The 21490-nt window shown below is 66.4% G+C and carries 8 protein-coding genes; 2 read left to right on the plus strand and 6 right to left on the minus strand.

Annotated features, from left to right (window positions below; translation table 11 throughout):
- Positions 1 to 25: 25 nt before the first annotated feature.
- Entirely contained in the window at positions 26 to 2020 is a 1995-nt protein-coding gene (locus CFE35_RS07320; protein WP_292929505.1) for a potassium transporter Kup, read from the plus strand.
- Between the two features lie 10 nt (positions 2021 to 2030).
- Here the strand turns inward: CFE35_RS07320 and CFE35_RS07325 are convergent, their stop codons facing one another.
- The 3 genes from CFE35_RS07325 to modA are packed head-to-tail and all read right to left on the minus strand — an operon-like array spanning position 2031 to position 4113.
- Positions 2031 to 2657 (minus strand): ATP-binding cassette domain-containing protein, encoded by a 627-nt coding sequence (locus CFE35_RS07325; RefSeq protein ID WP_292929507.1) that lies wholly within the window; start codon positions 2655 to 2657, stop codon positions 2031 to 2033.
- Positions 2647 to 3351 (minus strand): molybdate ABC transporter permease subunit, encoded by a 705-nt coding sequence (gene modB / locus CFE35_RS07330; protein ID WP_292929509.1) that lies wholly within the window; start codon positions 3349 to 3351, stop codon positions 2647 to 2649. The genes CFE35_RS07325 and modB overlap by 11 nt, the downstream gene beginning before the upstream one ends.
- Before the next feature lie 12 nt (positions 3352 to 3363).
- The gene (gene modA, locus CFE35_RS07335) at positions 3364 to 4113 is read right to left on the minus strand and encodes a molybdate ABC transporter substrate-binding protein (protein ID WP_292929894.1); all 750 of its coding nucleotides are present in this window, start codon (positions 4111 to 4113) and stop codon (positions 3364 to 3366) included.
- A 178-nt stretch (positions 4114 to 4291) separates the two neighbouring features.
- On the opposite strand from modA, the gene CFE35_RS07340 reads away from it, so the two are divergent.
- Complete coding sequence (locus CFE35_RS07340; RefSeq protein WP_292929511.1) at positions 4292 to 5008, plus strand: thioredoxin domain-containing protein; 717 nt, start codon at positions 4292 to 4294, stop codon at positions 5006 to 5008.
- A 395-nt stretch (positions 5009 to 5403) separates the two neighbouring features.
- Here CFE35_RS07340 and CFE35_RS07345 read toward each other — a convergent pair whose 3' ends face one another.
- From CFE35_RS07345 to CFE35_RS07355, 3 genes are all read right to left on the minus strand, one after another.
- A complete protein-coding gene (locus CFE35_RS07345) occupies positions 5404 to 7377 on the minus strand; it encodes a substrate-binding domain-containing protein (RefSeq protein WP_292929513.1) in 1974 nt (657 codons plus the stop codon).
- Between the two features lie 393 nt (positions 7378 to 7770).
- Positions 7771 to 8394: an OmpH family outer membrane protein gene (locus CFE35_RS07350; RefSeq protein ID WP_292929515.1), complete on the minus strand. Its 624-nt coding sequence runs from the start codon at positions 8392 to 8394 to the stop codon at positions 7771 to 7773.
- Positions 8395 to 8420: 26 nt separating this feature from the next.
- Positions 8421 to 21488, minus strand: a complete 13068-nt coding sequence (locus CFE35_RS07355; RefSeq protein ID WP_292929517.1) for a filamentous haemagglutinin family protein — start codon at positions 21486 to 21488, stop codon at positions 8421 to 8423.
- Positions 21489 to 21490 lie beyond the last annotated feature (2 nt).

The raw sequence follows: 21490 nt of genomic DNA on the forward strand, positions 1-21490 counted from the left end.
TCACGGCAGGAGTAGCGGCGCGGCGATGGAGACCAACGCAAATCAGGAGAGCACGCCTGCGGGCGAGGCCTCGGACTCAACCGCAGCAGTAACCCCGGCGCTGGACGCCAGTGCTTCCAGCCACGGTGACGAGCATGGGGGACATGGCGACGGGCATGGGGGGCACAGCGAAGGGCTGACCACCCTCGCGGTCGGTGCAATCGGCGTTGTGTTCGGCGACATCGGCACCTCCCCGCTCTATTCGTTCAAGGAAACCTTTGTCGGCCACCACTTGCTGAAGGTGGACCAGACGCATGTGTTTGGCGTGCTCAGCATCGTGTTCTGGACGATGATCCTGATCGTGACGGTGAAGTACTTGTTCATCGTGCTGCGCGCCGACAACAAGGGCGAAGGCGGCAGCCTTGCCCTCCTTGCGCTGGTCAGCCGCTGCCTTTCGGACCGCCGCTGGACCTATCTGATGGCCTTGTTCGGGCTCACCGCCACCGCGCTGTTCTTTGGCGACGCGATGATCACCCCGGCGGTTTCGGTACTTTCGGCGGTCGAGGGACTGACGGTGGTCAACCCCGTTTTCGAGCATCTCGTGCTGCCGATCTCGATTGCCATCCTGATCGGTCTGTTCGCGATCCAGTCGCGCGGGACGGCGGCGATGGGCAAGCTGTTCGGACCGGTCATGGTGGTCTATTTCCTGACCATTGCCGTGCTCGGCGTGATCGGGATCATGGAAGCGCCGGAAATTCTCTGGGCGCTCAATCCGGTTCATGCCTACCGCTTCTTCGCGCATGATCCGCTCATGGCCTACCTTGCGCTCGGCTCGATCGTGCTGGCGGTAACGGGGGCCGAGGCGCTCTATGCCGACATGGGCCATTTTGGTCGCCGCGCGATCACGGCGGCGTGGCTGTGCCTCGCGTTTCCGTGCCTGCTGCTCAATTATCTGGGGCAGGCGGCGATGATCATGCACCGCCCCGAAACGGTGGTGAACCCGTTCTTCCTCCTCGCCCCCGAAAGCCTGCGCCTGCCGCTGGTGCTGCTCGCCACGGCAGCCACTGTCATTGCCAGCCAGGCGGTGATTTCGGGCGCATTCTCGGTCTCGCAGCAAGCGGTGCAGCTGGGCTATTTGCCGCGCATCCGCATCCGCCACACCAGCGCGAGCGCGGCGGGGCAGATCTATGTGCCCCTGATCAACTGGACCCTGCTGGCGCTGGTGGTGATGCTGGTGCTGGGCTTCAAGACATCGGGCAACCTTGCCTCGGCTTATGGGATCGCCAACACCGGTACGATGTTCATCACCTCGTGCATGTTCGGTGTGCTGGTGTTCAAGGTGTGGAACTGGCCGCCGGTGGTGGCAGGCTTCTTGACATGCCTGTTCCTGCTGATCGACGGGGCCTATTTCACCTCCAACATGACCAAGATCCCCGATGGCGGCTGGTTTCCGCTGGTGGGCGCCTGCATCATCTTCACCATGCTGAGCACGTGGTCCACCGGGCGGCGGATCATGCGTGACCGGCTGGCCGAGGATTCGATGCCGTTTGACGTGTTCCTCGGTTCGGTCTGCCAGAAAGTGCGGCGCGTGGCGGGGACATCGATCTTCCTGGCCTCGAACGTCGAAGGCATTCCCCCGGCGCTGCTCCACAACCTCAAGCACAACCACATCCTGCATGACCGGGTGGTGGTGCTGACGGTGGAGACGCAGAACGTGCCGCACGTGCCGCCCGAAAAGCGCCGCGAGGTGGAGGATCTGGGCCACGGCTTCTACCGCATGATCATCCGCATCGGCTTCATGGACGAGGCCGACGTGCCCGCCGAACTCGCCGCCGAAACGCGCGCGGGCGGGCCGTTCAAGCCGATGGAGACAAGCTACTTCCTCGCCCGCCAGACCCTGATCGCCTCGAAGCGTCCGGGCATGGCGATCTGGCGCGAGAAGCTGTTTGCGTGGATGGTGCGCAATGCGGAAAGCGCGATGGTGTTCTTCCGCCTGCCGACCAACCGCGTGATCGAACTCGGCAGCCAGCTCGAAATCTAGGGTCAGGACCCTAGAGCCTCAGCTCCACCACCTGATCGGCCAGTCGCGCCACATCCGCGCGGTCGTGGCTGACGAGCAGGATGGGCAGCGCAAGTTCGTCGCGGATGCGCTGGATGACCGCGATCACCGCCTCGCGCCGCGCAGCGTCGAGCGCGGTGAGCGGTTCGTCCATCAGCAGGAAGCGCGGACCCGAAAGCAGCGCGCGCCCGATGGCAACACGCTGCGCCTCCCCGCCTGAAAGCGTACGCGGGCGGCGGTCCAGCAGCGGGGCGATATCGAGGAACCGCGCGGTTTCCTCAAGCGAGAGGAAGCGGCGTTCGGGCGGGGCGAGCTTCTCGCCATACGTCAGATTGTCACGCACCCGCAGGTGAGGAAACAGACGCAAGTCTTGGAACACCATGCCGCAGGCGCGATGCTCGGGCGCAAGATAGATGACCGCTGCACTGTCGTAGAGCACCGCGCCGCTGATGGCGATGCGGCCCGATTGCGGCCGCAGGAGCCCGGCGATGGCCTCCAGCACGCTCGATTTGCCTGCGCCCGATGGGCCGACCAACGCGGTAATCCCGGCAGGCGCGGCAAAGCGGCAGGTTATGGTGCGCTCGCCGCGCCGCAAGGTCAGGTCGATATCAAAGGACATGGCGGCCCCTGCCCCCGGGCAACTGGCCCTGCCCCGCCGCGCGGGTCAGGGCTTCGGACGCCACCAGCGCCGCCAGTGATAGAGCCACGGCCAGCCCCGCCAACCGCCAGACGGCCGCATCGCCGCCGGGAAGCTGCAGCGCGGCATAAATCGCGAGCGGAAGGGTGCGGGTTTCCTCCGGGATGTTGGAGACGAACGTGATCGTTGCGCCAAATTCCCCCAGCGAGCGCGCGAAGCCCAGCACCGCGCCGGCCAGAACGCCGGGCGCGGCCAGCGGCACGGTGATCGTGGCGAACGTGCGCCACGGCCCCGCCCCCAGCGTGCGCGCAGCCGCTTCGAGCCGGGGATCGACCGCTTCGAGGCTGAGCCGGATGGCGCGGACCATCAGCGGCAGCGCCATCACAGCCGCAGCAATGGCCGCGCCCGTCCAGCGAAACAGCACGCTGACGCCGTACAGCGCGAGGAAGCGCCCGCCCGGCCCTTCGGGCGCAAAGGCGATGAGCAGCAACCAGCCGATCACCACCGGCGGCAGCACCAGCGGCAGGTGAACAAGCCCGTCGAGCAGGATCTTGCCGGGAAAGTGCAGCCGCGCCAGCACCCACGCCAGCACGAATGCCAGCGGCAGCGCGCCGCCGACCGCTGCAAAGCTAACCTGCAGCGACAGCAGGACGATGCTCCATTCCTCGGCGGTCATGCGCGCTGGGGCCTACCGTGTGCCGAAGCCATAGCGGCGGAAGATCGCCTTGCCTTCGTCCGATAGGAGATAGCGGCGAAAGTCCTCGCCCTCGGGGTTGGTCGATCCGGCAAGGAGGGCCAGCGGGTAGAGGATCGGTGCATGCGCGCCAGCCGGTATCCACCCGGCAATGCGGACCGCGCTTTGCGCGCGGGCATCGGTGGCATAGACAATCCCCAGCGGCGCGGCACCGCGCGCCACCAGGGCCAGTGCGGCGCGGACGTTTTCGGCCCGCGCAAGATTGCCCTGCACCGTGGGCCAGACCTTGAGCATGGTGAGCGCTTGCTTGGCATAGCGCCCGGCGGGCACGGCATCAGGATCGGCGAGCGCGAGCCGTCCGCTGCCCAGCGCCGCTGCCAGCGCAAAGCCGGGGCGCACGACGAAGCTGATGCGCGATGCCGCCGGGGCGACGATCACCAGCCGGTTGGTGAGGAACACCGCACGGCTGGCGGGCACGATCAGCTTGCGCGCGGCGAGATAGTCCATCCATTCCTCATCCGCCGAAATGAACAGGTCGGCGGGCGCTCTGACTTCGATCTGGCGGGCGAGCGCGGAGGACGCGGCGAACGAGATCACCGGCCGGGGATGGCCCCTGGCGGTCCAGCTGGCGGCGGCGACGGTGAGCGCTTCCTGAAGACTGGCAGCAGCGAGCACGAGCGGGCCGCGCCGCTGCGCGGCCCGTGTTGATGCTGGCGCAAGTACCGCCAACACCGCAAGCAGCATGGCGCAAGGCAGGGCGAGATGGCGGAATAGGGAAGGCACGGCACGCTCCTGCAAGCTATATCCCGCGATATACAATAACCCGGCAAATTGCCTAGCGCGAATTCGCCGCCTATGCTGCGCAGTGCCGGGGCCCTCCCGCTGTCATGCCCATGCCACAGTTTCAGCCGAAGGCCGTCCGATGTTCGATTTCCGCCATGTTCTGGTCCGCCCCTTGCTGGCGGCAACCGCCCTTGCTGCCTGCGCCGGGCTGCCCTTTGCAACATTGCCCGCCGCCGCTCAGGCCGATGCCAGCGCGATCTGGCATGGGGCGGGAACGGTAGTGCCGGTCGATGCGGCGGTGGAGCCGGTCTATGGTCAGCCCGCCAGCGATTTCAGCGTGATCGTGTGGATCGATCCCGAATGCCCTTATTGCAAGCTGCTGGGACGGACGCCCGAAACGGTGGTTGATGGCAGTGGCGGCCGGGTGAACCTCGCGGTGCGGCTGCTGCCACTGCCCATGCACGGAAGGCCCGCGTTCATCGCCGCGGCAACTGCGCTGTGCGTCAGCCGCCAAGGCGCGGCAGCAGGCTATTACCGCTTCCTCGATCGCTATATGCAACTGACCCGGACCAATGGTGCCGGGCTGCCCGATACCCCGGGCAGGAACGTGGAGGCACTGGCCCGCGAAGCGGGTGCCACCGACACGGCGCAGCTGGATGCCTGCGTCCATGCGCCCGAGACGATCCAGTTGCTGGGCAACCAGTTCGATGCCGCCAATACCGCTGGCGTGACCGGCACACCCGCCATCGTGGTGCGTGACAACCGCACCGGCAAACTGGCGATGACCGAGGGTGCTGTCAGCGCAGACGATATCGCGCGCGTGATCCGGGCGCTGGGCGCGCAAGGCGCGGATTAAAAGCGGGCCCGCACTGACAGCGGGTCCAGATTGAAAAACGGCGGCGGAAGCCGAAGCTGCCGCCGCCAGGATTAGGGATATAAACGTCCACCCGCCCGGAGGGAAAGTGAAGTTGGCACTTTAGGAACAAAATCCTGAATTTGGAATGAATTCTTGGGAATACCTCGAAATTTCTCCAGATCACGCTGTCTCCAACCGCAACCTGGAATGCCTCGCGAACCGCATCGCGGCACCAAGGCGCGCAATATCAAACTGAAATTAAAGCCTATTCCTGCCTGCCAGCAGAGCTGTGTGGGCTACCGCACGGCGCATTTCTGCGCCGCTGCGCGGTGCAGAAAAAAAGGCGGCCCCGGTTTCCCGGAGCCGCCCCTTTGTTCGTTCTAGACCGTATCAGATCAGATACCGACACCGTTGGTGCAGGTGCTGTTCGGACCAGCTTCGTTGAACACTGCCTTACCCTTGACGGTGGTCGACACGGTGGTCGGCAGGTCGGCTTCGACCAGAACCGTCTTGGTGCCCTTCTGACCCAGAACCTTGGCGGTCGGAACGCCGGCCTGGATGTAGAGGTTGCGGCTGACCAGCAGGCTCTTGTCCGGAGCCTTCTGGGTCGAACGCGTCAGGAACGTTTCGTAGAGTGCGGTCGACCAGGCCTTCGGCAGCGGGGCGATGCCCATCTGCGGCTTGATACCCAGCGCCTTCACCGAAGTGCCGGTGAACATCAGGCCGAGGGTCTTCTTGTCCGGAGCGGCAGTCGCAGCGGCGGTCAGCTTGCCGAGCGAGCCGGTCAGGAAGGCGACAAGCGCGTTACGCACGGCCGGCGAAGCGAAGCAGGTGCCGGTGACGAACTGCGTCGTGCCCGTGATCGGATAGCCCACCGGCGCGTTGGCCAGCGTGGAGGCACCCGAATAGAGTGCTTCGTACCAGTCAGCCGGGTTCGAACGGCTGAAGAGGCCGCCCGGGATGTACTTGCCGGCCTTGTTCGATTCGGGCGGAACGATCTGCGTACCGAAAGCAGCCGTCGCGTTGGCGGCGGTGGGCATCGCGAACGCCGGCTTCTTCGTCTGCGACGAGTTGCCGACTTCGAGCGCCGCAGAGTGGAGCGTCTGGCTCAGCGCCGGACGGACATAGTCTGCGCCGACATAGCCAACCTTGCCGTTGAGCAGGAAGTCTACATCAGAAGCCGAAGGCACATCCGGAGCCGATTCGATGGCAGCCGCAACGCCGTCGTTCAGGTTGGCAACCAGATACTTGCCGGGAGCTTCGGTGCCGGTGATGCCCGAACCGATGGTGAACACCGCGCCGCTGATCATGTTGGTCGTGCCGGCCCAGGTCGTCGAAGGCGAGGCCGTGAGCGACGTCTTGTACGAACCGCTGGTCGAGAGGTTCACGCCCGACGACACGTTATAGGGCAGCGCCTGAGCGTTGTTGAGGTAGAGGTTGGGCTTGCTGAGGCCCATGATGCCGCCACCGCATGCAGCCGCAAGGTGACGCGTGAAGATGTCGGTCGTGCCCGAGTTGTCGAGACGGCCGACGAGGCGGATCGGCGCACCATCAGCGGCCCAGCGAGCAGCCGTGTCGTTGACAGGGTCACGCAGCGAGGTGGAGACCTTGGCCTTCGGGGCAACGTTCAGCGCCTGGATGCGAACGTCGTTCCAGTTGGTGATGTAGCCGTTGAAGATCGAGCAATAGACCTGCTTAGTCAGGCGCAGACCACCGGCGACGGTGGTGCCGTCGTAGCCCTTGACCGGGTTGGCGACATTGAACACCGCGTCCACGCCGGCCTTGCGGCCATAGACCGGGTTGTAGGCGACGGCGACGGGGAGCACGTAGAACGGCACCTGGATCAACGCGCCCGCGCTCTTGGCGGCAGCGTTCGTTGCATATGTGCTGATGTCCGTGGTCGCCATCGGCGAATCGGTGAAGATGAAGTGCGGGTTCGGCCAGGCAGCGGCAGAAGCGCCGAAGTCGGTCGGGAACTTGTTGGTGGCACCGGTGCCGGGAAGCGCGGCAATCGTGCTCAGGTTGCGCCAAGCGGTGCGGCCTGCGCCCGAACCGGTCGAGATGTACTTGCCGCCGATGTCGGGCTGGATGTGCTGCGTGACGCAGTTGAAGCCAGCACCAGCAGCCGGATCGTACTTGCCTTCAGAGCTCAGGTTCTGGGCCGAACCGTTGCTGTCGCCAACCTTGTTCGGGCCGGTCGAGGGACCAAAGCAGTTCATTTCGCGCGGCAGGGCCACGGCGATCGAGGAAGCGCCCATGCCGTGGAGTTCGGCGGCGGGGTACTGAAGAGCCTGCGCAAAGGCAGGGGTGACCGGCGCGGCGATCATGGCGGTCGCCATGAGCAGCTGCGTTTTCAGGGTGTTCGACATTTCATATCCCTTTCGTCTCAGGTGCTCCCCGCAATCCCACGCACGGGAAAACGGACTGGCCCTGATAGTGCTGAACTTTCGCCGCCCTTTTTTCCAAAGGGCTTGTGGGGTTACGCAAAACGCCCGGAACGAAACCTTCCAGGGCAGGATGCAATCACGTTTTCGGGCGGTTTGATTCGTCCCCCGCGGACCCCTCTATTTTTCAGCGGTGACACTTCTGTGATGAACATTTCAGCAGGCCCGCACGGCTGTCGTCCGGAGGCGGAAGGCGCGCAAATACCGGCGCGGAAAGCGCGATTTTCGATTGAAATGCCGTGATTTATTCGGCGCAATCCAGACTGCAGAGGACAGTCCGGTTTGGTTCAATTCGGCACAGGTGAAGACGCCGAAGGCTTAACGCGGCGGCGGCGTGGCTGCACCGGAGAGATCTTCGCGCTGGATCGCGAACGCGGTGAGCCGGGCATCGAGGCCCGCGACCACGGCCATGGTGAGATCATTGCCCAAGTTGCCGCCGAGCACGGTGCCGCGATCCATCAGCAGGCCGCAGCCCTTCTGGGTATAGACCGCGGCAATGATCGGCTGGAGTTGCTGGCCGATGGTATCGATCGCCTTGGCGCGGGTTTTCTCGATCTCGCGCGTGCGCTGCTCGGCCTTGGACTGGATCGGGGCAAGGCGGGCGGCCAGCGCCTTTTCCTGCGCAGTGCGCTGTTCGGGCGCAAGCTTGGCCGCCTGCGCGCGGAACGCGGCGATGTCGGCCTCGATCGGCTTGCGATCGGCGTTCACTTCGGCCTGGGCTTCCTCGGTCAGCTGGCGAATGCGCTGAGAGGCGTAGATCCCGACTTTGGCATTGGCGAGCACCGCCTCACGCGAGAGCAGGCACAGGCCGGAAACCAGCGGACCGCCCAAAGCGGGCGCGGCAGGTGCTGCCGCTGGGGCCTGCGCCGCGAGCGGAGCAGAAGCGCCAGCGAGCAGCGCGGCGCCGGAGAACGAAAAGGCGAGGCGAAAAGCGATGGTCATGGGGTTCATCCTGATACCGGGCCAGATCAATTGGTGCAGCGCCCTTCTGAATCGAAGCGGCCGCTGGGGCAATTGCCATTGTCCGAGCCGATGAAGCCCAGCACATCGACGCGGATGATCGAGCGGCGGTCGGCGCTATCGCCGCGCTGCTGCGCCCCGGCCTGCGCCGCTGTCGCCGCCGTCGCGGCGGCGGCGCTGGCAGGCGCGGCAGGCGCGGCCACCACCACGCTGGAGGGCACGCCGACCGAAACGCCGCCAACCTTGAAGTTATCGGCATTGGCCACACGCGCGGCGGCCACGAACACGTCGCCCGAAGCGCGCACGCCCGCATCGCCTGCATCGACCGTGCCGACCGGTGCGATCAGCGTGACGCGCGAGGGCGCGACATCGAGGCTGGGCCGCAGCGCGGCGATACCTGCGCCCGATACGCTGCCGGCCGAATCGACCTCACCCACCGCATTGGGCGTGAAGCGCAGCACGATCGGCGGGAAGTTGGAGGCGGTCTTCGGCCCCTGCCCCGCATTGAGATCGCCGTTCGATGACCACATCGTGATGTCGCCGCCCGAAAGCGAGAACAGGCGGCTCTGGTTGAGGCGGAAATCGCCATCGGTAAACGAACGAATCGCCCCGCCGCGCAAGCTGAGCACGCCTTCGAAGCCGATGGGGATGGCCTCGATGCCCACAGGCGAGCGATTGAGGCCAAAGCCGGTGCGGAAGAAATCGACGCCGGTCTGGCTGTAGAGCGTGGTCTTGCGCGCGGCCTGTTCGGACGTGCGCACCACCGAACCGGCGATGAAATCACCGCCCGGGCCGAGGATGTCGATCGATCCGCCGCGCCCGGTCTCGATCGTGGCGAGCCGCAGATCGACATTGCCGGTGATGATGCGGGCGGCGCGCGCCGGCTCACCATCGACCAGCTTCTTCACTGCATCGCCCAGGGGGTGATCGGTGGTCACGGACGCGGGATCGGTCGCGAAAGTCGCGAGGTTGTCGGTATAGCCGAGCGTGGCTGGAAACAGCGTCTGGATCGCGCGGTAGCCGCGCACATATTGCTGGTAGGACGCGCCATTCGGATCGGCGGGCGCGGCGATTTCGCCGAAATAGACTTGCCCGATCAGGAACTGGCGCTGTTGCAGCTCGCTCACCTGCCCGGTGAAGGCGGCGTAGAGCTTGTCGAGCCGGGTATAGGCCGCAGCGGTCAGCGCCTCGCCTGAAATCGAGGGATTGTCGGCAAAGACGCTGGCGAACGCCTCGGGCGCATTGGCCTGAAGCCACAGCGCGAGCTTGGGCGCATAGATCGGCTTGCTGCGATCAGGCGTCTTGTTTCCAGCAGCATCGACGTTCTGCACGAAGAGATCGCCATCGAGCTTCGCAAGGTTCGCCGGATCGAGATATGTCGAGCGCAACTTGGTGTAATCCGCCCCCTTGGCGACACCGAACAGGGCGTAGATATCCGCACCCTGCGAGGGCAGCCACGGGTTCGCCTCGTTGCCGATGGTGCGGATGCCGCCAGCATAGCTCACCCCGCCGACCGTGGCCGAATTGAGGAACGGGCCAAGATCCCGCCCGGCCTGCACGGTGAGCGTGCCGGGGCCGCCGACCACGAAGTTGGTGATCCCGGTGAACGGACGGCCGGTGAAGGCATTGTTCAGATCAGGAAGATTGGTGGTGGCGGTGATGTCGCGCCCGGCCAGCACGCTGGTCACGTCCGAGACGGCAAGGTTCTGGCCTTCGAAGTAGAAGTCCACGATATCGAGCCCGGCGTTGATCCGCGCCGCCTTGGCGAGATTGAGCTGGACCTGGCTGATCGAGCCACCGGCATAGACCTCTGCGGTGCGCGTATCGCCTGCATGCAGGATGTTGCGATCATGCAGCAGCCGCAAGGTGACATCATCGGTGGGCTGAACCACGCTGCCGAAGGTGAAGCCGAGGCCCTTGAGCCGCAGCAGCGCGCTCGACTGGCTAGCCAGCTGGCTGACGGTGAACGCGCCGGGCAGATCGGAGGGGTTGGCATCGCTCATCGCCAGCGCGAACTGGCCCATGTTGCCGCCCGCAACGAGGCTCAGCTGGCCATAGCGGCTGGGATAGAGCAGCAGCGGCGAACCGTTGCCGAGCTTGAGATCGCCCGAGAGCGAACGCAGCAGCAGCGTGGGCGGAAGCACATTGCCGAGCAGGAACGAGGCGTTTTCGGCATCGGTGTTCTGCCCGGTGAACAGCACGCGCTGCTCGCGCCGGTTAGCGGCAAGATTGAGCGTGCCCATCGTGGACGCGCTGAACGCGGCGATGGGGCTGAAGAAACCGGCGCTGTTGAGCTGGAGGTCGATCGTGGCCGAAGCCTCGTTCGCACCCAGTGCGCCCACCCCGCCGATATCGGCCGTGCCGCGGGCAGTGAGGCTCACCGCCGCATCGCTGACGCGCACGCGCAGGAGATTCCGGCTATCGGGCGCGTCGACCCGGTCTTCGAAGCTGCCTTGGGTGAGCGTTTCGCCCGCAGCGCCCACCTTGCGCCCCACGGTGATGCGGCCCGTGCCCTGCGCCAGATCGATCTGCCCGCCAAGGAGATCGCGTCCTGCGCTGAGCGCCAGATCGCCGCCCGCACTGGTGACGAGCACGCGCGCGCCGTTGCCATCCGTCTGCGTGACGACCGAGTTATCGAGCGCGACGGTCAGATCGCTGACATCGCGGCCCGCGGTGATCGTGACATTGCCGCCCGAAAGCGCGCCGACGCCCGACGTGAACAGCTGCGGGATAATACCGATGGTCGAATCGAGCCCGGTCTTGCCCACCCGCCAGCGCTGGCTGGCCGCACCGACCCGCGTGGTATCGAGCGTGGAGACGCCGTCTTCATACCCCGGCAGCGTGGTCTCGATGTCGAGGCCATTGTCGAGGAAGGTTTCCGTCCAGACATCGCGGCGGCTGATCACATCGCGCCCGGCAATGAGCGACACCGAGCCGCCGTTCCCGGTCAGCGCGGAGCCGAAATCGAGCGCACCTTGTGTCGAGGGGATATAGGCCAGCTTTTCAGCGCCCTGATCGAAGCGGGCGCTGGCAAGATCGACCGTGCCCAGCTTCGCGAGGCGCGTGCCGGCGGTGTAGACGGCCGAACCGCCAACCTGCGCGTTGTCGAAATTGGCTTCGAGCGGATCGCCAAACTCGTCGCGCGCAAGGCTGTTGGCGTCGCGGTAGGTGATCTTGCCGGTGCCGACGAGGTTGATATCGCGGGCCGCGGCAAGGGTGATGTTGCCATCGCCGGTGCGCACGAGCGGGCGATAGTAGACGCGCGTACCCGGATAGCTGACGGGAACATCGGTCTCGATCGCGATGTCGGGGGCGACGAGCTTGCGGTAGGTCGTGCCATAATCCCCGGCAAGGAAATCGGCGACCTGGCCGAGCGAGGCATAAACCCCGGTGACGACGCCGTCTTCCTTGATGAAGCGGTTGCCGGTGAAGAAGCCTTTGGCGGCAGCGAGCGCAGCGTCAGACAGTTCGCTGTCGCTGCCCCAAGTGAGCTTGGTATAGAAATCGCGTGCAGTTTCCGGATCGGCGAAATCGGCGAACGTCTGCGTGAACAAGTCGCCACTGGCATTGCCGTAGAGGTAGGTGCCATCGCCGGAATCGATGCCGAGCTGGACGCCGCCGCCAATGGTGTAGCGCCCTTCGAGCGCGACCATGGAATAGGATTTCTCGCCCGAGACGACGACATCGCCCTTGGCGGACCGATCAAGCTGGGTGGGATCAGCAGCGCCAGCGGCGGCACCCGCGACAAGGCGGATATCCGACGAGGTGACGACCTTGCCGTCCACCAGCGGAAACAGTTCGCCCACGCCGATGCCATTGCCGGTCCCATTGGCGGCCACGCTGTTGGCGCTGGCGCTATAGGGCGAATGGACGAAGATCGGCGTGCTCTGGCTGCCTTGCACCGGGAAGGTGAGGTCGATCAAAACAAGTGCGTCATCCTCCGGCGGGCGGCGGCCGATGCTGGCGCTATAGCTGGGCAGGGTATCGTCGCAGAGGCTGCCAAAGGCGCAATCGAGCTGGATGGCCGGGCTGAACGTGCGGTTGCCGCCGCCAAGCTGCTGCTGGATGTACTTCGGATCGGTGCGATCGTGGAAGGCGAAGAAGCCGTCGCTGATGCTGCTCGCCACGTGCACCGAACCGCCCGCGCGCAGCGTGAACACGCCCGCCTCACCGGTGACCTTGCCGCCGACGCGGTAGGTCATGTCGACATACTTGGCGAAGAGCGCGGCTTCCTTGCCGGCGACGACTTCATAGCGCGGATTGCCCGCCGTATCGCGGCCAAGCGCCGAGGGCACGATATAGCCATCGGCGAGCGCCCCGGCATAATCGGTGATCTGGCCCGCGCCGAGGTTGATGTTGCTATCGAGGACGACGCTGCCGGAGGCAGAAAGCTCCATTTCGGGGCGCACGCGGATACCGCTCAGGCTGCCGCCGTTCTTCAGCGTGACCGAGAAGCTGCGGACGAACTCAGGCAGCGTGCCCGAGGCAGTGAGGTCGGCGAGGAAGTTGGGCTTGCCGGTTGCGGCGGCATCGAGGTGGATCTGGCCCTGCCCATCGCGCACCACGCCGCTGAAGGTGCCCGAGGCGGCAATCGCATCGAGATCGAAGCGCTTGAAGGCATGGATCGCCACTTCGCGCGCACCGGTGATGGTGCCGCCGATGCGGACATCGACCTTGCTGTCATTTTCGATCACGGGCGCACGGAACGTGACCGTGCCGCCCAGATCCCCTGCCGCCAGCCGGAAGGCCGTGCTCTGCGTCAGCGTGCCGGGATCCTTGACCGTGGCGGCGACAAGACGGTCTCCGGGCCGGGTGGCCGAAACATCGATGACCGCGCCCGAGGCAACGGTGACAGCGGCGGTATCGACCGCAACGCCCAGCGTGACATTGCCGCCGCGCGCCTGACGGCTGTCTGCCGCGCCGTAGCCCGAAGTGCGGGCGAGGAGCTTGCTGCTGGACGCGAGCGTGACGCCGCTTCCGCCATAAAGCGCAATGTCGCCGCCGTTGACGTCTGCGGCGGCATAAGCCGGATCGGTCAGCTTGAGCTTCGAGACATCGGCGCCCGAGGTGTCGATCGTGCCGGCGATAGTGATCGTGCCGCTATCCGCCGCGAGCGCGACGCTCTGCGCCTTGACCGTCTGCCCGCTGGTGAGCGCAAGATTGCCAGTGCCGGTGCGGATTTGCAGCTTGCCCTGGAACTTCGCGCCATCGCGGGTGACGAACTGGCCGAAATCGAAGGCCGCCCCGGCATTGTCGGTGATTGCGGCGCCATCGAGGAGGAGTGATGCGGTGCGTGTCTTGCCCGCACCGATCCCGGTGTTGAGACCGGCACCCAAAGCGATCGTGCCGTGCGAGGCGACGAGATTGAGCGCGCCCGCGTTGCCGATGCCATTATCGACGATCAGCGAGGCCGTGCTCGCGAGCGTGACATTGCCCTCGGCCGATTGGAACGTGATCGTCCCGCCACCAGCCGTGGCGACAAGCGCATCCTCGGTCGCGCCGATGCGGGTGGTGAAGCCGGGCGCGGCGATGGTGGCATTGCCCGAAACCGCGATATCGCCGCGCGCATGGGCCTCGACGATCCCCGCCGTCGCGCGGATCGTGGTGTTCCGGATGGTGAGCGCCGCAACCGCCGAATCCTCGGCCCCGAAAGCTATGATCGAGCCTGCCGCAGCAGCAGGCAGCGCAGTGGGCGCAGTGCGGCCCGTGCCATCGATGGTGACGCGGCCAGCGGTGAGGAACGCATAGTCCGCGCCGCCCGACTTGACGTCTGCCGCAGCCGTGCTGGAGCGGTCCGCCAGCAGCGGCGTTTTCATGGTCAGGTTGACCGGGCCGGACGCCCCTGCATCATCGAGCGCAAGCGCGCCCTTGCCGGTGACGAAAACGCCCTTGGCGGCATCGAGCGTGACCCCGCCATCGAAGCCGAGCAGACGGAACGTGCCGTTGCCGAAGCTGATCTCATTGGCCTTGATCGTCAGGGTCTGATCCCCGCCGCAGGCGGCCTGCGCCGCCGCCGCGCAGCTGCCCCGGTCCGCACCGGCATTACCAAGCTCGACCGTCGTGGCGCGCAAGGTGACATCGGCGCCGCTCGAGGCAAGACCGGGCGCATCGATGGCGAGCGTGTTGAACTGCGCGGGCAAGGTATCGCCCAGCGTGATGACGCGGCCGGATTGCAAGGTCAGCCGGTCTGCTGCCGCGAGCTTGGCCGCGAAATCGGCATCAATGCCCTGGCTGTCAAACCGGATCGCCGCGCTGCCGAGGCTGATCGCCTTGGCCGTGATCGACGCATCCTTGGCAAACCGCACGGCTCCGCTGGCGTTGAGCGCAACGGAATTGCCCGCCAGCGCCGCGCCGCTGCTGATCCGCAGCGATGCGCTGCCCAGCGCGGCACTATCGAGGTCCGGGGCGTAATTGCGTGTGACCAGACGGTCTGTTCCGCTCGACAGACGCAGCAATGCGCCGATCCCGGTGTTGTCAAACCGCGAACCATCAGCCTGATAGCCGACGACGAAATTGCCGGTGCGCGGATCGGCAAGCGTGCCGGTCGCCGTGAGCGAGGCGCCCTCGCCCACGGTGATACGCGAACCCTGCCCGCCGACCGCGAAGATCATTTCCGGCAGGCTGAGCGCCGCGTCGCCCGCAATGTCGATCGTGCCGGCCAGCACGTCGATGCGCGTGGTGCCATCGGCCTTGTCTTGCCGCACGCCGCCCAGCAGCAGGCTGCCCGCATTGAGATTGGCGAGCGTATCGGTGGTGAGCGTGAGCACGCCGGGGGTTTCGGCCCCGGCCGCAGAGCGAATGGCGATGGCAGAGGCCGCGATATCGAATTGCGCCCCGCGCCCCTTGGCGGCGGCGGCCACATCGAACGTGCCGTTTGCGGTGAACGTCTCACCCGGATTGATCACGAAGCGCGCGGCATCAAGCGGCGAGCGCGGTGCGGCGCGGCCCTGCTTGTCGGCCAGCTTGTCGAAGTTTTCAGTGCCCGAGGTGACCTGAAGCTTCGAATACTTGCGGAAGGTTTCCGCGCTTTGCACGGTGAACGAGCGGCGCTGCGATTCCTGGAAAGTGGTGCCCGCCGTGCCGAACGTGCCGCCGATCTGCACGCTGCCATCGAGCAGCTGGGTCGACGCACCGACATAGGGCGCCTGCGCATCGGTGTTTTCAACCAGCCGCAGCGCGCCGGGCAGCAGCGCATAGTGCGCCGGGAGCAGCAGGTAATCGCCCGCCGGAACACCCGGTCCGCCATCGAGATGAACGGTGCGCCCGGCCGAAGCGCCATAGAGGTCGCCGGTGCCTGCGCCGTAATCGTCCGAATAGATCGGATCATAGGCCGCGACGAGCCCCGCCTGCGCCACTGGGAGGATCGCATAGACCTGCCGGCCATCGGCGAACTGCAGCCCGTCGTTGCTGGAAAAGGCATCGCTGTTGAGCCGCGAGAGCACATCGCGCGAGCCGCCGGTGCCCGAGACGAATTCATAGGCGAACACATCGCCGCCGCCGCGCCCGTCGATCTTCGCGCCCGCGCCGATGGTGATGTCCGCGCCCGCAAGCACGAGCTGCCCGGTGGGCGCGGTGGTGAGCGCAGCGCTGACGCCGGGACCGAAATAGTATTCGGTAAGGTCGGTCGTCTGGCCATAGGGCACGTTGAGACCGGTGCCGCTGACGGACGTGATGCTGCCCGCGCCGAACGTGATGCTGCGCGTGGCCGGTGCCGCATTGAGCGAGCCGGGGATCAGCCGCGAGGTGGAGGAGCCCAGTTCGATCAAGCCGAGCGGCGCGCGCAGCACGCCGTCCTGCCGGATCTGCGCGCCCAGCACGCGCAGCCAACTGCCTGCGGAAAGCGGCGCATCGGGCACCGCGCTGCCGTTGGAAGCGAACGATACCGTCCCGTTTTCCGCCACGCTGGCAATGAGATAGGGCTGCGCCGCGCTGTTGCTGGTGCCATTGCGCTGGTCTTCGATCAGCGCCTGCAGATTGCCGGTGCCGGTGGTGGCAAAGATCTGGCCCGCCTTGAACGCGATATCGCCCGTGGCAACGAGCGCGCCGGTCACGCCGGTCAGCACGGTAAGGCTGGGGACGGCTTGGCGCACGCCGATCAGGCGCACATCGCGTTCGGCCTCGAAGCGCACTGCGTCTGCGGCAAAGCCCAGTCCGCCAGCGAGATCGACCGATTGGCCCGAGAACGTGAGCGCGCCGCTCGCGCCGCCAGTGAGATCGCCGGGCGCCCCCTGCGCGAGGCTGGACAGGCGCACGTAAGGCGCATGGATCGCAGCATCGCCACTGCCGATCAGTGTGACCTTGACCTGCAGATCGCGGTCCACGGTCGACACGGTCGGCCGATCGGCCGACGACAGGATGAAGGCCTTGCCCAGCGTGAGATCGGTGCCGCCCTCGATGGTGAGCGAACCGCGCGCAATCATCGTGGTGAAGCCCGAAGCCTCGATCTGATCCGCTGCAATAAGGCTGCTCTGCCCGCCGCGCGCGCCATAGGCGGAGACCAGCGTGGGCGCGAACCATTCCAGCGTGCCGCCTTCGGCTGTAGCCGCGCCGCCGCCCGCGCGGATGACCGCGCCCGCCAGCGAGCCGCCCGCCAGCACGCTGAGGCTGCCGCCCCGGCTCCACTGATCGGCGAGCGCGAAGCGGCCTGCGGAATCCTGCTGATCGAACCGGGCCGAAGCGCCGCGCAGATCGATGAGCGCGCCTGTGCCGGTGCTGATCTTTGCGCCTGCGGTGGTGCCTGCATACGTGATCGGGTTGCCCGCAACGATCACCTGAAAGCGCGGATCGCCATAGACCGGAGGGGTGAACAGCGCGTTTGCCGGATTGACGAACGTGCCCGCCGTGCGAATCGAGCCGCCATCATACAGCGTGCCGCGCGCGATGCGGCGGCCATCGGCCCCCAGCGGCGCGCGCGGATCGTAGACCGCCCCGCCCGCAAGATCGGTGACGCTGCCCGCATCGAGCCGCAGGCCGACATCCTTGTCGAGCGCGCCGAGGAAATAGACTACGCGGTCGGCCCCGGCCTTGGAAAACAGCTCGCCATTGGTGAGCGCGGTGCCTTCGAAATCGACCTTCGAGGCCGCGCTTTCGCTGTATTGCACCGGACCCGTGCCCGCGATGCGCCCGCCGAGCACATCATCGAGGCCATTGCCGCCATTGGCCGCATCCTTGACGCCGATGGCCTTGCCGAACAGCACTTCGGGCAGGACCGCGCGCTGGACAATCTTGCCGCCGACAATGCGGATCGTGCCCTGGTTGAGCAGCTTGGGCGCGGTGATCGTGGCGCCCGCTGCGCCGGTGATCGTGCCGCCCTTGGCCACGGTCAGTTCGGTGAGGCCGCCGAGCGTGAGCGTGGCGGCGCGCTGGTCGAACGCATCGGTCGGTACGGCGGCGGACACGACGCTGGTGACATCGCTGCCGGTGGCAAGCGTGGCGAGCTTTGTCGTGGTAGCCGGATCGACGAAATTGGGCAGGAGCGCCTGGCTGAGGTTCAGCGTCTCGCCGTTGCCGACGACGAACCGCGTGGTTTCAAAGAACGCCGAGCCGCCCGTTACGCCGCCCTTGAACAGATCATCGTAGACGCGGCTGCGGAACGTGGTGAGATCGAGCCCGCCGAAACCGGTCTTCTGCAGGAAATCGAGGCCGAGCCACGCACCGGACTGCGGCTTCGTGCCGCCCAGCGCGATCTGCGGCGCGACCAGCGTGAACGTGCCGCCCCCGCCGAAGCTGAAGCCCTTGAAGTTCGCCGCATCGAAGCTGACGGTGGAACGCTGTTCGCGCGGGGCCAGCGCGCCGCGCACGGCTTTGCCGTTATCCGCCACATACGGCGAAAACGCGACGCTCTGGTTCTCGCCGCTGATGCCGAGATCGGTGGTCGAAAGCTCGTCGATCACGCCGGGGGTCTGCGAGAGCGAGGCGTAGGTCGTCGCGTTGATCAGCGATACGCTGCCACCCCGCGCGGTGAGGACAAGCGCGCCAGTGGCATCGACATAACCGCCGGACGAGACATTGAGCAGCGCATCCTTGGCAAGACGGATGCTGCCCGAAAGATCGGCCGCATACTGCGCGCTTTCGGCATCAACGCCCTCGGCAACGAGCACCTTGGGCGCGGTGATGAGGCTGATCGAACCGCCCGAGGTGAACGCCTGCCCGGTGGGCAGCGTGTTCACGCTGAGAAAATCGTTGCTCCACAAGCCCGAGACATCGAGCGTGCCGTTCACGTTGATATCGAACAGGCCGGGCAGCGGCTCCCCGGCGGCATAAGCGAACTTCACGTCGTCGGCGGTGGTGAAGGCTGAACCGGTGGCGGCGAGCGCGGAGCGGTAGATCGTGCCCGCAAGTTCGTAGGTCCGCGCCGCGACAGCCCCGCCGCGCGCGGTGACGGTGCCATCAAAATTGATCGTGCGCCCGGCATCGACAGTGAGCTTGCCGCCATCGGCAAGGGTCAGCTGGCTGCCTGCGCCGAAGGTGACGCCGCCGCTGGTCTGGAGCGTGATCGCGGAGAGGCCAGCCTGGCTGAGCTGGCGGTCAGACAGCAGGAACACGCCCTGCCCGGTCGGCAGATCGCCCGCGCCATCGGCATGGACAAGGATATCGCCGCCCAGCCCGACGCCCGAGGGGCCGCTGAACGACCCCAGCCGCAGGAAACCGCCCGAGGGGCGCTGCTGCGCGGTGGCCTGAAGCGCGCGCGTGTCGAGCGCGATGCCGGACTTTGCCGTGCCGATCACGCCACTGCGCAATTGGTACTCGCCCGCGAAGGCATCGCCGCGCAGCGTGCCCTCGACACTTGCGGTGGAGCCGATCACGACTATACCGCCCGCATCGCGGCCTTCGTCGTAAGCCGGATCGAAGCGCTGCCCGGCAAGGATGCGGTTTGAGTACGTATCGGCCTTGCCGAACTTGCTCTGCAGTTCGGTAAACCCGTCGGCGAGGCCGATATAGACCCCGTTGGGATCGGCATCGGCAATATCGACAAGGCTGCCATCGGCGCGGATCAGGCGCGAGGAGCCGGTCCAGCCTGCGTTGTAATGAACCCAGCCGCCGGAGAAATCGACCGTGGCGCTCTTCGCGATCTTCACCTGCGGCGTGTTCGCCAAGGTATCGACGTTTTGCAGCAGCGCCACGCCGAAGGTGACAGTGCCGCCCTTAGTCATCAGTTCCGCCGCGCCCACGCCGATCTGGCTGGCCGCAGACCCGGCCTCGATCAGCGGCGAGCCGATCCACTTGACCCCGTCTGCGCGCACGCCGCTGCGGCGCGGATCGATGGTGACGGTTCGGCCATTGAGCGTGAAGCTGCCGTCGGTGCGCACATCGCGGTAATTGGGCGTATCGCGCAGTTCGTTACCCTTGAGCGGCGCAATCGTGACGGCGTTGCGGCTCGCTTCGAGCGTGACATCCTTGATGCCGCTGACATCGATCCGCACGCCCTCGCCCACGGTGATGCTGCCTGCCGAAACGGTGCGGCCGGTGGACGCGAGTGCGGAGGCATCGAACGTCTGCGAGGCGCGGCTGCCGATCGAGACCGTGGCGGCAGGTGCGAGCAGCAGCGCGTTCGCGCCGAAATCGACCGAAGCGGGCCCGAGCAGGCCCAGCCCCGAACTGCCCGCGAGCAGCGGCACATAGGCCCCGCCGATATCGATGCGCGAGGTCTTGAAGGCAGGCGGCTCGCTTGCCGTGCCCTGCGGCACCGTCTCGGTGCTGGCATCATCAAGGATCGCGATGCCGCCAGCATGTGCGGCATCGCTGCCGCCGGTGATGCGGATGGTGCCTGCCGTGAGCGAGATCGCGCCGTTGCGCGAGACGCTGGTGGTCGAGGCGAGCAGGCCTGCGTTTTCCACGCTGCCCGCAAGGTCTGCGCCCAACGAAATATAGCCGCGCGGCACATCAATCAGGCCGGAGTTCACCACCGTGCCGCCGGTTTCGGTCAGCGTGCGCAGGATCAGCCCGCGAATATCGGGATCGGCACCCTTGGCATCGCCGGTCGAGACGATGTAGCTGATCGCGCGTCCGGCCTGCAGACTGACCTGGCCTTCGGGCGCGGACAAATGACCATCATTCGAGATCTTCGGCGCGGTGAGGATGACGAACCCGCCGCCGCTGGCCGAAATGCTCGCGCCGCGATCAACCACGACATCGCCTTCGGGCACCGCGCTGAACGCCGCGTCCGGATTGGTCACGACATAGCGGCCCTGCCCGGCAAGGCTGGAGGTGATCAGCGCGGCATATTTGCTGGGGCTGGCCGAAGGGCCGAGCAGGCCGTTTTCAAGATAGGCGGTGTTGCGCTCCTTGATCGTCAGCCCGGTGAAGAAATTGGCGTCTTCGGCGCTGCGGCCGACATCCTTGGCGAAGTTGCCGATTTCAAGGCTGCTGGCGAGGAGCGAGTGGACATTCACTTGCGCGCCATTGCCGAAGATCACGCCCGCCCGGTTGAGTACCAGCACGGTGCCCGGTGCCTTGATCGCGCCGAGGATCGTGCTGGGCCGCGCATTCGGATCGACCACGCGGTTGAGCACGACCCAATCGGTCTGCGCCTTGCCGGCCACGGTCTGATCGAACACCAGCGTCGTCTTCGCGCCGATATCGAAATTGTTCCACGAAAGCAGCGCGCGGCTGTCGGTCTGCTTGATGGTGACGGTGAACTTGCCGTCCGCCTCGATCTGCGTGGGCAGCAGCGCGCCCTGCCAGGTGGCAAGGCCGGTCGTATCGGCGGTAGAGGCGGTGACTTTGGTGACCGCGGGATTGAGCCCCGCGAGCGAAAGCCCTTCGCTGGGCCGGGTGCGGGTGGCCACCAGCGCCGCCTCGCGCGCCTGCGTCACGAGCCCGCGCATCGCCTTGACCGCATCGCGCGCCGCCTGCTGCTGCGCCAGCGCTTCCTGCATGCGCACCGAACGCTGCGGGATCGGCGCCGAACTGCCGCCGCCCGGCACGATCACCGGAACCGCGCCGACCGCACCCTGCAACCGCGCCATCTGCGCCTGTGCGGGCTGCACCGTGCAGCCAAGGCCCAGCACCAGCGCGCTGACGCTGGCCAGCAGGCGCTGCCGCTTTCCGGTTGCGATGTCGCTGCGCTGGTTCATGC

This window comes from Novosphingobium sp. PASSN1 (assembly GCF_002278815.1).